This window comes from Micromonospora parva (genome assembly GCF_000718515.1).
Lineage (GTDB): Bacteria > Actinomycetota > Actinomycetes > Mycobacteriales > Micromonosporaceae > Micromonospora > Micromonospora parva.
Genome location: NZ_JNZS01000001.1, coordinates 311,135 through 324,886, shown reverse-complemented (window position 1 = coordinate 324,886; position 13,752 = coordinate 311,135). Strand labels below are relative to the sequence as shown.

14 protein-coding genes and 1 riboswitch are annotated in these 13,752 nt (G+C 70.7%); of the genes, 13 read left to right on the top strand and 1 reads right to left on the bottom strand.

Annotation, left to right across the window (positions count from 1 at the left end):
* Window positions 1–40 precede the first annotated feature (40 nt).
* The 10 genes from gcvH (at window position 41) to IF22_RS0101470 (ending at window position 7,798) form a co-directional block, all read left to right on the top strand.
* Entirely contained in the window at window positions 41–421 is a 381-nt protein-coding gene (gcvH, locus tag IF22_RS0101515; RefSeq protein WP_030327708.1) for a glycine cleavage system protein GcvH, read from the top strand.
* Between the two features lie 214 nt (window positions 422–635).
* Window positions 636–1,088, top strand: coding sequence for an oxoglutarate dehydrogenase inhibitor Odhl (gene odhI / locus IF22_RS0101510; protein ID WP_007071101.1), 453 nt, complete (start codon window positions 636–638; stop codon window positions 1,086–1,088).
* A gap of 50 nt (window positions 1,089–1,138) precedes the next feature.
* A complete protein-coding gene (ftsR, locus tag IF22_RS0101505) occupies window positions 1,139–1,840 on the top strand; it encodes a transcriptional regulator FtsR (protein ID WP_209444452.1) in 702 nt (233 codons plus the stop codon).
* Window positions 1,841–2,025: 185 nt separating this feature from the next.
* Window positions 2,026–2,490 carry a bifunctional nuclease family protein gene (locus tag IF22_RS0101500; protein WP_030327706.1) on the top strand — a complete coding sequence of 155 codons (465 nt, stop codon included), beginning with the start codon at window positions 2,026–2,028 and terminating at the stop codon, window positions 2,488–2,490.
* Window positions 2,491–2,649: 159 nt separating this feature from the next.
* Window positions 2,650–3,246, top strand: coding sequence for a MerR family transcriptional regulator (locus tag IF22_RS0101495; RefSeq protein WP_081883657.1), 597 nt, complete (start codon window positions 2,650–2,652; stop codon window positions 3,244–3,246).
* A gap of 260 nt (window positions 3,247–3,506) precedes the next feature.
* On the top strand, window positions 3,507–3,905 hold the full coding sequence (locus IF22_RS0101490) for a group I truncated hemoglobin (protein WP_030327704.1): 399 nt from the start codon (window positions 3,507–3,509) through the stop codon (window positions 3,903–3,905).
* A gap of 2 nt (window positions 3,906–3,907) precedes the next feature.
* Window positions 3,908–5,074: a globin domain-containing protein gene (locus IF22_RS0101485; RefSeq protein WP_030327703.1), complete on the top strand. Its 1,167-nt coding sequence runs from the start codon at window positions 3,908–3,910 to the stop codon at window positions 5,072–5,074.
* A gap of 52 nt (window positions 5,075–5,126) precedes the next feature.
* Entirely contained in the window at window positions 5,127–5,822 is a 696-nt protein-coding gene (locus tag IF22_RS35555; RefSeq protein ID WP_030327702.1) for a DivIVA domain-containing protein, read from the top strand.
* Window positions 5,823–5,916: 94 nt separating this feature from the next.
* The gene (locus IF22_RS0101475; RefSeq protein ID WP_036410483.1) at window positions 5,917–6,876 is read left to right on the top strand and encodes a class I SAM-dependent methyltransferase; all 960 of its coding nucleotides are present in this window, start codon (window positions 5,917–5,919) and stop codon (window positions 6,874–6,876) included.
* 145 nt (window positions 6,877–7,021) lie between these two features.
* Window positions 7,022–7,798, top strand: coding sequence for a maleylpyruvate isomerase family mycothiol-dependent enzyme (locus IF22_RS0101470; RefSeq protein ID WP_030327700.1), 777 nt, complete (start codon window positions 7,022–7,024; stop codon window positions 7,796–7,798).
* Between the two features lie 26 nt (window positions 7,799–7,824).
* On the opposite strand, the gene IF22_RS0101465 is transcribed toward IF22_RS0101470, so the two are convergent.
* Window positions 7,825–8,481, bottom strand: coding sequence for an NAD(P)H-binding protein (locus tag IF22_RS0101465; protein WP_030327699.1), 657 nt, complete (start codon window positions 8,479–8,481; stop codon window positions 7,825–7,827).
* Between the two features lie 99 nt (window positions 8,482–8,580).
* On the opposite strand from IF22_RS0101465, the gene IF22_RS0101455 reads away from it, so the two are divergent.
* The 3 genes from IF22_RS0101455 (at window position 8,581) to gcvP (ending at window position 13,655) form a co-directional block, all read left to right on the top strand.
* Complete coding sequence (locus tag IF22_RS0101455; RefSeq protein ID WP_030327698.1) at window positions 8,581–9,648, top strand: MerR family transcriptional regulator; 1,068 nt, start codon at window positions 8,581–8,583, stop codon at window positions 9,646–9,648.
* Between the two features lie 83 nt (window positions 9,649–9,731).
* Window positions 9,732–10,577 (top strand): NAD-dependent protein deacetylase, encoded by an 846-nt coding sequence (locus tag IF22_RS0101450; RefSeq protein WP_030327697.1) that lies wholly within the window; start codon window positions 9,732–9,734, stop codon window positions 10,575–10,577.
* A gap of 84 nt (window positions 10,578–10,661) precedes the next feature.
* A riboswitch (glycine riboswitch) is annotated at window positions 10,662–10,760 on the top strand.
* A 72-nt stretch (window positions 10,761–10,832) separates the two neighbouring features.
* Window positions 10,833–13,655 carry an aminomethyl-transferring glycine dehydrogenase gene (gene gcvP, locus IF22_RS0101445; RefSeq protein ID WP_030327696.1) on the top strand — a complete coding sequence of 941 codons (2,823 nt, stop codon included), beginning with the start codon at window positions 10,833–10,835 and terminating at the stop codon, window positions 13,653–13,655.
* Window positions 13,656–13,752: the final 97 nt, after the last annotated feature.

The following is a 13,752-nucleotide window of genomic DNA, read 5'->3' as shown; positions in this document are numbered from 1 at the left end:
CCGGGTGGTCCGGGGCACCGATGGATGAAGGACGCGTCTGGTGATTCCCGAGGATCTGCGATACACCGCCGAGCATGAGTGGGTGGCGGGTGACGGCACGGCTTCGGTCCGGGTCGGCATCACCCACTTCGCGCAGGACGCGCTCGGTGACATCGTGTACGTGCAGTTGCCCGAGGCGGGTGCGGTGGTCGCGGCCGGTGACTCGTTGGGTGAGATCGAGTCGACCAAGAGTGTGTCGGAGATCTACGCGCCGGTGGCCGGTACGGTGGCGGCGCGCAACGACGCGTTGGCTGACACTCCTGAGCTGATCAACACTGATCCGTACGGTGAGGGTTGGTTGGTGGAGATCACGCCGGATGATCCGACGGCGACGGATGGGTTGCTGACGGCGGCCGCGTATCAGAAGATCACCGAAGGCTGAGTGTGCGTGATCCGGTGCGTGCGATGTCTGCGCGCGTCCGGTTGCCCTGCATTTCGGCGCTGGCTAGGCTCGCCCAGTCGACCGAGAACCCAATAGTTGAGCGTTGTGGAATTGCCTTCCCGGGCACGGGGAGCCAGCCGCCGGGTGTGCATGTGCCCGGCGGCCAGACCCGCCATTACCCGACGCCGACCGAACAGATCCGTGAGGTGGTCCCATGACGCGGCCAGACGACGAGTTCCCCCCACTCGACGTCACTTCGACGCTCAATCTCGGTTCGCTCGACGAAGTGCTGGAGGGGCCGGACACCGATGTGGTGCCGAGCCGGATGTCCGGTTCGTTGCCGCCGGGTATGGCGCTGCTGGTGGTTCGTCGAGGCCCGAATGCGGGTGCCCGGTTCCTGTTGGACCACGATGTGACGACCAGTGGCCGGCACCCGGACAGTGACATCTTCCTGGATGACGTGACGGTGTCGCGTCGGCATGCGGAGTTCCACCGTGACGGTGGGACGTTCACGGTGCGCGACGTGGGCAGCCTGAATGGCACGTACGTCAATCGTGAGCGGGTTGAGGCGGCCACGTTGAGCAACGGTGACGAGGTCCAGATCGGTAAGTTCCGGGTGGTGTTCATCGCCGGTCCGCGCCCGGAGGAGGAGGCCGGCCGGGGGTGAACGAGCCTGCGGCCTCCACGTCACCCGGGGCGGCTCGGTCTCAGCCGCTGATGAGCATCGGTGAGGTGCTTGGGCAGTTGCGGGTGGATTTTCCGGATACCACGATTTCGAAGCTGCGGTTTCTTGAGGCTGAGGGTTTGGTCGAGCCGCAGCGGACGGCGGCGGGTTACCGGAAGTACAGCTGGGACGATGTGGCGCGGTTGCGGTTCGTGTTGACCGCGCAGCGGGACAGGTACCTGCCGTTGCGGGTGATCCGGGAGCAGTTGGCCCAGTGGGATTCGTCCGGTGAGCAGCCGGAGCGGTCGCGGCCGGCGTTGGTGGCGGTTGGTCCCGATGGTGCGGTGCCGGGTCGTGAGGTGTCGGAGCCGGCCGAGTCGTCGCAGGTGCGGCTCGGCCGGTCGGATCTGGTGGCGCGCAGTGGGATCGACGAGTCGACGCTGGCGGAGTTGGAGCGGCTCGGTGTGCTGGTGTCGGATCCACCGGGTTGGTATGACGCGGATGCCCTGATCATCGCTTCGGCGGTGGCGGGGTTGGCGTCGTACGGGTTGGAGCCGCGGCATCTGCGGGGTTATCGGACGGCGGCGGACCGGGAGGTCGGTTTGTTCGCGCAGTTGGTGGCGCCGTTGGCGCGGCAGAGTGATCCGGCGGCGCGGGCGCGGGCGGCGGAGACGGCGCGGGAGTTGGTGGCGTTGTCGGAGCAGTTGCACGCGGCGTTGGTGCGGGTGGGTCTGCGGTCGACGTTGGGTCGGTGAGGGTGCCCGGCGGGTGGCGGCTGAGCGGAAAGATCTCTTCGGGGAAGCGTGCCGTAGGCTTGCCGGGGTAACCCCTTTTCGGCGCGGGCGTGGTGCTGTAGCGCATGGGACGGCCGTGTTGCGGTCCGTGTACCGTGCAGGGAAGGGCGCGGTGCGGCGTAGGTGACAACGACACGGAGGCGGCGGTGCGCGAGCTGAGCGTGGTCGGAGTTCGGGTGGAGCTGCCCAGCAACCAACCGATCGTCCTGCTCAGGGAGGTCGAGGGGGACCGCTATCTGCCGATCTGGATCGGCGCGGTCGAGGCGACGGCTATCGCTTATGAGCAGCAGGGGGTCAAGCCGGCCCGGCCGTTGACCCATGATCTTCTGCGGGATGTGTTGGCGGCGTTGAAGGCGCCCTTGCAGGCGGTGGAGATCACCGAGCTGAAGGAGAACGTCTTCTACGCGGATCTGTTGATCGGCGATGGGGTGCGGGTGTCGGCGCGGCCGAGCGATTCGATCGCGTTGGCGTTGCGTGTCGGTGCGCCGATTCGTTGTGCGGAGCAGGTCCTCAGCGAGGCGGGGATCGTTATCCCTGATGAGCAGGAGGACGAGGTGGAGAAGTTCCGCGAGTTCCTGGAGCAGGTGCGTCCGGAGGATTTCGCGGGCTGAGGTGTGCCCGGGCTCGGTTGGTGATCTTTCTCGGTGGCTGCGCGGCGTGTCGCGTCGGTTCCTCCGTGGTAACCCCTGACGGTGGCGATAGGGTTTCCATGTCGAGGGGTGCGCGTCCCGGAAACGATGCGTCGCCACACTGACGGGGAGGTTGTCCGGATGCACGAGCCGCGGGATTCCGATCCGGGTGCAGAGTTCGACGAGCCGGGTGCCTCGTCGCCAGGTGTGGCGGCTGAGGGTGACGGTTCGGTTGGCTACCGGGGTGTGACGGCGTGTCACGCGGTGGGCATCAGTTACCGGCAGTTGGACTACTGGGCGCGGACGACGCTCGTGGTGCCGAGCGTTCGGGATGCTTCGGGCTCGGGGACGCAGCGGTTGTACTCGTTCCGGGACCTGGTGGTGTTGAAGGTCGTGAAGCGGTTGTTGGATGCGGGGGTGTCCCTGCAGAACATCCGTAAGGCGATCGAGGCGTTGCGGTCGCGTGGTGTGGAGGATCTGGCGGGGATCACGCTGATCTCTGATGGGACGACGGTGTACGAGTGCCGGTCTCCGGAGGAGGTGGTCGACCTGTTGCAGGGTGGCCAGGGGGTCTTCGGCATCGCGATCGGTGGGGCTTTCAAGGAGATCCAGGGGTCGTTGTCGCATCTGCCGGCGGAGCCGGCGACGAGCGGCCCGGTGGAGCCGGCGGCGGTGTCCGGGGCGGATCCGGTGGGTGACGAGCTGGCGGCACGGCGGGCGCGACGGCGGGCCGGCTGACCCGTTCGGCTTCCAATTTTTTCCGGTTGGGTTTTCTCGCGACCGTCGGTGACGGTGGCCGGGGGTGATCGACCACGCCGGTCCCTTGTGGATACGTTCGGTGTGGTGTTGGTGGCCGATTGTGGAGATACCGATCGGTAGTGATGACGCAACGTGTCGGTCGTATTGTCGGGAATCCGATAAGGGGGCGCTGACCGGAGGCGTTTGACACGCTATGGTCCCTCACGGTTCTGCACCCTTCATCCCCGGAAGGAACGACCGTGACGGTTACGGAAGAGACGGCTCCCGCTTCGCACTACGACCGCATTGGCGGTGCCAGTTCGGTCAAGGCGGCGGTTGAGCTGTTCTACGACAAGGTGCTCGCGGACCCGGAGTTGGCGGGTTACTTCACTGATGTGGAGATGGCGGGTCAGCGGCGGCACCTGGCGTTGATGTTGACCGTGGTGCTGGGTGGCCCGAACGAGTACACGGGTCGTGGGTTGGCTGAGGCGCACCAGCCGTTGAACATCACTGTGGAGCACTACGCGAAGGTGGGCGAGCACCTGACGGCGACGCTGACCGAGTTGGGGGTGCCGGCGGACATCCTCGCTGACGTGCAGACAGTGCTGGGGCAGGTGCAGGGCCAGGTGGTGGCTGCCCGAAACAGGTCGGGCGTCTGAGCGTGGACGCGGCTCGCCTCAAGCAGAGCTGGTCGGTGGTCGCCGGTCACGGCGACCAGGTGCCGCTCTATTTCTATTCGACGTTGTTCCTCGCTCATCCTGAGACGCGGCAGATGTTCCCCACGAACATGGCCGGTCAGCGGGATCGCCTGGTGACCGCGTTGGGCCACATCGTGTCCAACGTGGACCAGGTGGATCGGCTGGTGGGTTTCCTGCAGGATCTCGGCGCGGATCACCGCAAGTTCGCGGTGCGCGCGGAGCACTATCCGGCGGTCGGTGAGGCGCTGGTGGCGACGTTGCAGCATTTCCTCGCCGAGCAGTGGACCGAGGAGTTGGCAGCGGACTGGACGGCCGCGTACGGGTTGGTCGCCCAGGTGATGATGGAGGCCGCGCAGGCCGCTGAGGCGGTCAATCCGCCGTGGTGGGTGGCGGAGATCGTGGCGCATGAGCGGCGGGCGTTCGACGTGGCGGTGTTGACGGTGCGCCCGCAGTACCTGTTGCCGTTCACCCCGGGTCAGTCGATCGGGGTGTCGCACCCGTCGGTGCGGTCGTGGCGGTACTACTCGCCGGCGAACGCCCCGCGGGCGGACGGCACCCTGGAGTTGCATGTGCGGGCCGCGCCGGGGGGCGCGGTGTCGTCGCGGCTGGTGTACGGGTCGGCGGTGGGGGATCGGATCCACCTGGCGGCGCCGGTGGGGGACCGGCTGGGGTTGTGGTCGGCGGGCTCCAGTGACCTGTTGCTGCTGGTGGCGGGTACGGGCTGGGCGCCGGTGAAGGCGTTGGTGGAGCAGGTCGCCGCGGAGGGTTCCCGCCGCCGAGTTGATCTGTACGTGGGGGCCCGGTCGCGTAGCGAGTTCTACGACAGCGACGCGATCGACAAGTTGGCGTCGTCGTATCCGTGGTTGACGGTGACGTACGTGGTGGGTACCGACGTGCACCGGCCGGGGGAGTTCGTGCAGGCGGTGGATCGGGCGCTGGCCGACGGTGACTGGCGTTCCCGGCACGTGTTCGTGTGTGGGTCGGACGAGATGGTGTCGCACGCGGTGCAAACGTTGGCGCAGGCGGGTTACCACGCGGGTCAGGTGCACCACGAGGGCCTGGGTGCGCAGTGGTACGGCCCGGCGTGGCGGACGGCTGCGGGTGACACTTCGGAAGGTGGGCACAGGTGAGCGCGAGGAGTGAGCTTGCGAGCCCGGCAGTCGTGAACGGAGGTCTGCACAGGTGAGCGCGACGCCGATCAGCCGGTATGACGGGGTGCAGGTTTCCGGTGGTGTGCAGGTACGGATGACCGCCGATCGGGTTCGGCGGTGGGAGTTCGGTGCCGCGTCGTTCGCTCGGCGGGGTTATGACAATGCTGACGTGGACCGGTTCCGGGTGCAGGTCGCTGACGAGTTGGATCTGTTGGCGACGCAGATCGCGACGTTGCGGGCGGAGAACGAGCGGCTGAACGACCGGGTGGAGTTGCACCGGCACGGGGTGATTCCGAGTACGGGGGCGGCGGCGAAGGTTCCGGCGGCGCGGGAGGTGAATCTGCTGTCGGCGGCGCAGCGGGAGGCGGAGCAGATCATCGCGCAGGCGCATGACTATGCGCGTCGGGTCGCCGAGTACGCCCGGGTGCAGTACGAGAGTTACCTGCAGGCGGCGGAGGCGGAGGCGAAGCAGGAGGCGGAGCGGGCGGTGGCGGAGTACCGCAGCGCGGCCGGGCCGAGCTTCGACGACACGGTGGCGACCCGGGAGGCGTTGCGGATTTTCGGCGAGATGATGGTGTCGCACATGCAGGCGGCGGCGCGGCATCTTGATGACGGCAGTGAGCAGTTGGCGCGCACGATGGATCGGATCGCGGCGGAGACGCCGGGGGCGCCGTTCGTGGGTGGTGTGGTGGGGCAGTCGGCGTTGCCGCGGCACCAGCAGCGCTGATCGTGGAGCGTGCTCGGCGCGTTGGCGGCGGTGGCATAGTCGGAGGGGTCAGGCGGGGCTGATCGGTGGCCGCGCCCGTGAGAGAGGCTCCTTCGTGTCTGTATCACCGTCTCCGGCCGGCGGGTCGGTGGACCCGCTGGCCGCGTTGGAGGCTTCGGCGTGGGCTCTGGCGGCCGCGGTCGGCACCATGAGTGACGCCCTGTCGGCCCCGCTCGCCGAGGTCGTGGCGGCGTCGCCGCACCGCAGCGCGGTGCTGGAGGCCGCTGGTCTGCTGTCCTGGGATGGTGGGGTGCCGGTTGCGCACCCGTCGTTGGTGCCCGCCGATGGGCCGACGGGGAGCAGCGCGGTGCAGGCCCGGTTGAGTTCGCTGCGGCAGGCCGTCGCCGCGGCGGCGCAGGAGCCTTCCGGGCCGCGCGGGGCGGGTTGGGCGGAGTTGGACGACGAGGTGTTGCTGCACCAGGGTCGGGCGTCGGGGGCGACCGGCCGGGCGTTGGCGACCCGGGTGGTGCCCGAGTTGCCGGGGTTGGCGGAGCGCTTGGGCTCGGCGGACGGCCGGGTGCTGGACGTGGGCACCGGGGTGGCGGGGTTGGCGGTTGCGCTGGCTCGCGCGTTGCCTCGGGCGTCGGTGGTGGGTATCGACGTGCTGCAGCGGGCGTTGGACCTGGCCCGGGGTGAGTTGGCCGAGGCAGGCGAGGTCGCGGATCGGATCAGTCTGCGCCGTCAGGACGTGGCGGAGGTGACGGAGCCGGGCGGGTACGACCTGGTGTGGTTGCCGGCGCCGTTCCTGCCCGAGCAGACGTTGACGGTGGCGTTGCCCCGGCTGGTGCAGGCGTTGCGGCCTGGTGGTTGGCTGGTGGCGGGCACCAACCCGCCGGCGGGGGATCCGTTGCGGGCGGCCGTCGACCGGTGGAACGCGGTCCGCAACGGTGGTAACGCGTTCGACGCGGACCGGATGGCGCAGGTGCTGGCGGCGACGGGCTTGGCCGATGTTCGCCGTTTCCCGACCGTCCCCGGCGGGCCGGTGCTGGTCGCCGCGCACCGCCCGGGCGGCTGACCCCGACCGGCTGCGGGGCTGGCGGTCAGCTGAGCGGTTGTTCGGGGTGCGAGGCGGCCGCGCCGGGCACCGGGTCTTCCGCGTGCCCCCGCCGCGAGGGCGAAACCCGCTGTCGGTTGCCGGGGCGGGGTGGTACAAAGCCGCGGTGGAAGAGACTCTGAAGTTCGCCGATCTGTTGCGGTTGATGGACGAACGGTCGGCTGCTTTCCGGGCGGCGGTCGCCGCGGCGCCCAGCCTCGACGTGCGGGTGCCGACGTGTCCTGAGTGGACGGTGTTCGACCTGGTGCGACACCTGGGCGAGGGACGCCGCCGGTGGGCCGCCATCGTGGCCGCGGGGCCCGCCGACGCCCCACCGGACATCGCCGCGCCGGCGCCGCCCCGCGTGCGCGAGGCCCTGCTGGCCTGGTTCGCCGCGTCGACGGCGCAGTTGCTGTCGGCGTTGCGGGAGGCCGGCCCGGATCGTGGTTGCTGGACGTGGTGGGGTGATTCGCAGTCGCCGCAGACCGCGGGCGCTGTTGCCCGCCACCAGCTTCAGCAGGTCGCCGTGCACACCTATGACGCCCAGGTCGCTGTGGGCGCGCCGGAGCCGTTGCCGGACGAGGTGGCCCTCGACGGTGTCGACGAGTTTCTGACCACCTGCGTCGCGACGACGATCGCGTGGCCGCACGAGCCCGCTGTCATCGACTACCACGCCACCGAGGGCCGTTCCTGGCGGCTGTGGTTCTCCGCCGACGGCGCACGGACCGCCCGGCTCTCGGCGCCGCTCGCCGCCGAGGACCCGGGGGTGGCGTATGTTTCCGCCCGGGGTACGGCCAATGAGCTGGTCATGTTCTTCTACGGCCGGATTCAGATGGACCTGCTGCAGCTCGAGGGCGACCGCCGCGTCCTGGACCAGCTGATCGCCTGGGAGCCGCAGGAGTAGGACGCGGCGCGGGCCGGCGTAGTCGGTCAGGTGGCGGCGGCGCGGACGGCGTCGGCGATCGGGGTGGGCCCGTCGACGAGTTCCAGTGTCGCGCCGGCGGTGCGTGGTTCGTCGAGCAGCGCGGCGAGGACGTGGGCGACGTCGGTGCGGCTGATCGCGCCACCCCCGGCGTGTGGGGTGAGGGTGACCCGCCCGGTGGGTGGGTCGTCGGTGAGCCGGCCGGGTCGCAGCACCGTCCAGGCCAGGTCGCGGCCGCGCAGGTCGTCCTCGGCGGCGCGTTTGGCGCGCAGGTACGCCGCCCACACGTCGTCGGTGCCGGGGGCGGGTGGCTTGTCCACGCCCATGGAGGAGACGAGCAGGTAGCGGTGGACGCCGGCGCGGGTGGCGGCGTCGGCGAGCAGCGCGGCGGCGGCCCGGTCGACGGTGTCCTTACGGGCGGCGCCGCTGCCGGGCCCGGCACCGGCGGCGAAGATCACCGCGTCGGCGCCGTCGAGGTGCGCGGCGAGCTGCGTGATGTCGGTGTGTTCCAGGTCGTTGACCACGGGGGTGGCGCCGGCGGCGCGCAGTGTCGCGGCCTGCTCGGGGTTGCGGATGAGGCCGACGGCGGTGTCGCCGCGCCCGACGAGGTGACGTTGCAGCAGCAGGGCGATCTTGCCGTGGCCTCCGGCGATGACGACGCGCATGCGCCCAACCTACCGGCCGTACCGGCTTGACCTTGACCTTCGGGTAACCCTGAGCCTGGTCGTGCCGGTCGCCGTGACCGGCACGAGGAGGATGTTCACGTGGGGCTGATGACCATCGGGGCGTTCGCTCGGGCGGCGAGGCTGACGCCGAAGGCGTTGCGCCTGTACGACCAGGTGGGGTTGCTGGTTCCGGCGGCGGTGGATCCGGAGTCCGGCTACCGGTTCTACGACCCGGCTCAGCTGCCGGTGGCGCGGCTGGTCGCCCAGTTGCGTCGGGTCGGGATGCCGCTGGCGACGATCCGGGTGGTGTGTGCCCTGGAGCCCGCGGCGGCCGCTGAGGCGATCAGCGCGTACTGGCGGCGGGTCAGCGCCGACACCGCGGCTCGCGCCCGGCTCGCCACCCTCCTCGTGGATCACCTTTCTGAAGGGGGTACCACGATGTCCGACCCGAATGGCACGGTTGCCGTACGCTGCGCGGCCGGTTGTGACACCGGCCTGGTGCGCGACAGCAACGAGGACGTCGCGTACGCCGGCGGACGGTTGCTGGCCGTGGCCGACGGTATGCGGGGGCCGGGCGGTGCGGCTGCCAGCGCGGCCGCCGTCGACGCCCTGAAGCCGTTGGAGTTCGCCGACCTGCCGTCCGCCGAGGTGTTGACGGTGCTGGCCGGGGCGGTCGCCGACGCCGACCGCGCTGTGCGCGGGTTGGCGTCCGACGCCGGTCAGCCGGTCACCACGCTGACCGGGCTGCTGCTGCGCGGTTCCCGGCTGGCGTTGGTGCACGTCGGTGACACCCGGGCCTACCTGTTGCGTGACGGTGAGCTGTCGCTGCTCACGCAGGACCACACCTGGGTGCAGGCCCAGGTGGATCAGGGCCGGCTCGACCGGGAGCAGGCCGCGTCGCATCCGCAGCGGGCGGTGCTGGTGCGCGCCCTCGGTGGCGGTCGGCAGGTCGAGGCTGATCTCGCGGTGCGCACCGTGCAGGCCGGTGACCGGTACCTGCTGTGCTCCGACGGGTTGTCGGCGGTCGTCGACCGGGCCGAGCTGCGTTCGGCGTTGACCGGGGCCGGCGATCCGGATGCCACGGTGCGTGCGCTGACGGCGCTGGCGCGGGCCGAGGGGGCACCGGACAACATCGCCTGCGTGGTGGCCGACATCGTGGCGGTGTAGACGTCCCGGTGCCCGCGTCGGGTGGGGTTGCCCACCCGACGTTGGGTTCGCCGGTGGCGCACGGGTTGAGGCAGCATGGAGAGGTGACGGAGAGCCTCGACGTGTTGACCTCGCTGGTGGCCGGCGGTGGGGTGGTGGTCCTCAGCGGCGCCGGCCTGTCCACCGAGTCGGGGATCCCGGACTACCGGGGGCCCAGCGGGGTGGCGCGGCGGCACACCCCGATGACCTTCCAGGCGTTCACCGGGGATCCGCTCGCCCGGCGGCGCTACTGGGCGCGTAGCCACCTGGGGTGGCGGTTGATCGCGGGCGCGGCGCCCAACGCCGGGCATCGGGCGGTGGCGCAGCTGCAACGCGCCGGTCTGGTCGACACCGTGATCACCCAGAACGTCGACGGTCTGCACGGTGCGGCCGGCAGCCCGTCGGTGATCGAGTTGCATGGTCGGCTCGACGAGGTGACCTGCCTGGACTGCGGCAACCTGACCTCGCGGGAGGAGCTGGACCGGCGGCTGCGGGAGGCCAACCCGGATTTCGTGGCCCGCGTCGCCGGGGTCAACCCGGACGGTGATGTTGATCTCCCCGATGAGCAGGTGGCGGCGTTCCGGCCGGTGGACTGCGGGATCTGCGGCACCGGGATGGTGAAGCCGGACGTGGTGTTCTTCGGTGAGACGGTGCCGCCGCAGCGGGTGGCGCGGTGTTTCGCGGCCGTGGAGCAGGCCCGTTCGTTGCTGGTTCTCGGGTCGTCGTTGACGGTGATGTCGGGGCGCCGTTTCGTGATTCGGGCGGCGAAACGGGGCATCCCGGTGGCGATCGTCAACCAGGGGCCCACGCGAGGTGACGACCACGCCACCGTGTGCGTCGACGCGCCGCTGGGTGTGGTGTTGCCGCAGTTGGCCGCGCGGGTCGCCGCTGGAGTGCCGCTCAAGGTGTGATCGTGGGTCACTGGGCGCGGTGCCCGGCCCGGGGGTAGGACATCTGCGGGAAACACCGGCGCTGGTAGCGTTGACCACGCCGGTAACACCCACGTGGGAGAGACCGCCCGACAGCACGCAGGGCGGCGCCGAAGGGGCAAATCCTCCCCGGAACCTCTCAGGCAAAAGGACCTCGTGGGCAGGCACTGTGGAGTGCCCCTGTGGGTGCGACAGAGGGGGAGGCCGACACGTCGACCTCGCCCCGGGAGTGCCCCTATGACCGTAGAGCAGTTCGCCACCCGTCACATCGGTCCCGGCCCCGACGACGAGCGTCGGATGTTGGAGGTCGTCGGGCACGACTCGATCGACGAGCTGATGGACGCCGCGATCCCCGAGGTGATCCGCTGGCACGGCACCCTCGACCTGCCCGACCCGGCCACCGAGGCCGAGACGATCGCCGAGTTGCGGGCCCTCGCGGCGCGCAACACCGTCGCCGTCTCCATGATCGGGTTGGGGTATCACGGCACGCACACCCCGGCGGTGATCCGCCGCAACGTCCTCGAGGACCCGGCCTGGTACACGGCGTACACCCCGTACCAGCCGGAGATCAGTCAGGGCCGCCTGGAGGCGCTGCTGAACTTCCAGACCATGGTCACCGACCTGACCGGGCTGGCCACCGCGAACGCCTCCATGCTCGACGAGGGCACCGCGGCGGCGGAGGCGATGACCCTCGCCCGCCGCGCGTCCAAGAGCAAGAGCCCGGTGTACGTGGTCGACGCCGACGCGTTGCCGCAGACCATCGCGGTGATCACCAGTCGGGCCGAGCCGCTCGGCATCGAGGTGCGGGTCCTCGACGTCGAGCGCGACGAGTTGCCGGCGGAGTTCTTCGGCCTGCACCTGCAGTACCCGGGGGCGTCCGGTGCGGTCCGCGACCACCAGGGTCTGGTCGAGGCGGCGCACGCCGTCGGCGCCCTGGTCACCGTCGCGGCGGACCTGCTGGCGTTGACGCTGCTGCGGGCGCCGGGGCAGATCGGCGCGGACATCGCCGCCGGCACCACCCAGCGCTTCGGCGTACCCATGGGCTTCGGTGGGCCGCACGCCGGTTACCTGGCGGTGCGCTCGGGCCTGGAGCGGATGCTGCCCGGACGTCTGGTCGGGGTGTCGCGCGACGCGGACGGCAACCCGGCGTACCGGTTGGCGTTGCAGACCCGTGAGCAGCACATCCGGCGGGAGAAGGCGACCAGCAACATCTGCACCGCGCAGGTGCTGCTCGCGGTGATGGCCGGCATGTACGCCGTCTACCACGGCCCGGACGGGCTGCGGGACATCGCGACGCGTACCCATCGGATGGCGGCGCGGCTCGCGGCCGGGTTGCGCGCCGGCGGCGTGGAGGTCGCGGACGTCGCGTTCTTCGACACCGTCACCGCCCGGGTGCCGGGCCGGGCCGCCGAGGTCGTCGCGGCGGCCGCCGAGCGGGGGGTGAACCTGCGGCTGGTCGACGCCGACCAGGTGGGGATGTCCTGCGACGAGACGACCACCGACGCGCACCTTCAGGCGGTGTGGGCGGCGTTCGGGGTGGCCGCGTTCGACGGGGCCGTCGACACGGCAGTCCCGGCCGACCTGACGCGCACCACCGACTTCCTCACCCACCCGGTGTTCCGCAGCCACCACTCGGAGACGGCGATGCTGCGCTACCTGCGACGGCTGTCGGACTTCGACTACGCCCTGGACCGGGGCATGATCCCGCTCGGCTCGTGCACGATGAAGCTGAACGCGACCACCGAGATGGAGCCGATCAGCTGGGCGGAGTTCGCGCACATCCACCCGTTCGCGCCGGATGCGCAGACCGCCGGGTACCGGGAGATGATCGGTCAGTTGGAGTCGTGGCTGGCCGAGGTGACCGGCTACGACGCGGTCAGTGTGCAGCCCAACGCCGGTTCGCAGGGTGAGCTGGCCGGGTTGCTGGCGATCCGCTCGTACCACGCGTCGCGGGGGGAGACCCACCGCGACGTGTGCCTGATCCCCTCGTCGGCGCACGGCACGAACGCCGCGTCGGCGGTGATGGCCGGCATGCGGGTCGTCGTGGTGGCCTGCGACGACAACGGCAACGTCGACCTGGTCGACCTGGACGCGAAGATCGACAAGCACCGCGACGCGCTCGCCGCGATCATGGTGACGTACCCGTCGACGCACGGCGTGTACGAGACCGGCATCGCGTCGCTGTGCGCGAAGGTCCACGACGCCGGCGGGCAGGTGTACGTCGACGGGGCGAACCTCAACGCCCTGGTCGGTTTCGCCAAGCCCGGCACGTTCGGGGCGGACGTGTCGCACCTGAACCTGCACAAGACGTTCTGCATCCCGCACGGCGGCGGTGGCCCCGGCGTGGGCCCGGTGGCGGTCCGCGCGCACCTGGCGCCGTTCCTGCCCGGTGACCCGCTCGGCGCGCACGCCGACGCCACCCCGGCGATCTCGGCGGCGAAGTACGGGTCGGCGGGCATCCTGCCGATCCCGTGGGCGTACCTGCGGATGATGGGCGCCGAGGGGCTGACCCGGGCCACCGGTGTGGCGGTCCTCGCGGCGAACTACGTGGCGGCGCGGCTGCGTGGGCACTTCCCGGTGCTGTACGCCGGCAACAAGGGCCTGGTGGCGCACGAGTGCATCCTCGACCTGCGGCCGTTGACGAAGGCGACCGGGGTGAGCGTCGACGACGTGGCGAAGCGGTTGATCGACTACGGTTTCCACGCGCCCACGATGTCGTTCCCGGTGGCGGGGACGCTGATGGTGGAGCCGACCGAGAGCGAGGACCTGGCCGAGCTGGACCGGTTCTGCGACGCGATGATCGCGATCCGCGCGGAGATCGAGCAGGTGGCGTCGGGGCAGTGGCCGGCGGGGGACAACCCCCTGGCGAACGCGCCGCACACCGCGGCGATGGTCAGCGGTGACGAGTGGTCGCACGCGTACCCGCGGTCGGTGGGCGCGTACCCGGCCGGGGTGGACCGGGCCGGGAAGTACTGGCCGCCGGTGCGGCGCATCGACGGCGCGTACGGCGACCGGAACCTGGTCTGCTCGTGCCCGTCGCCGGAGGCGTTCGAAGACTGACAGCGCCCGCGGGCGCTCAAGGTTTGGCAGCGCCGCCGGGCGTCGAAGGGCCGATGACGGCGCGCCGGGGCGGGCGGGTACGGCCTGCCCCGGCAGT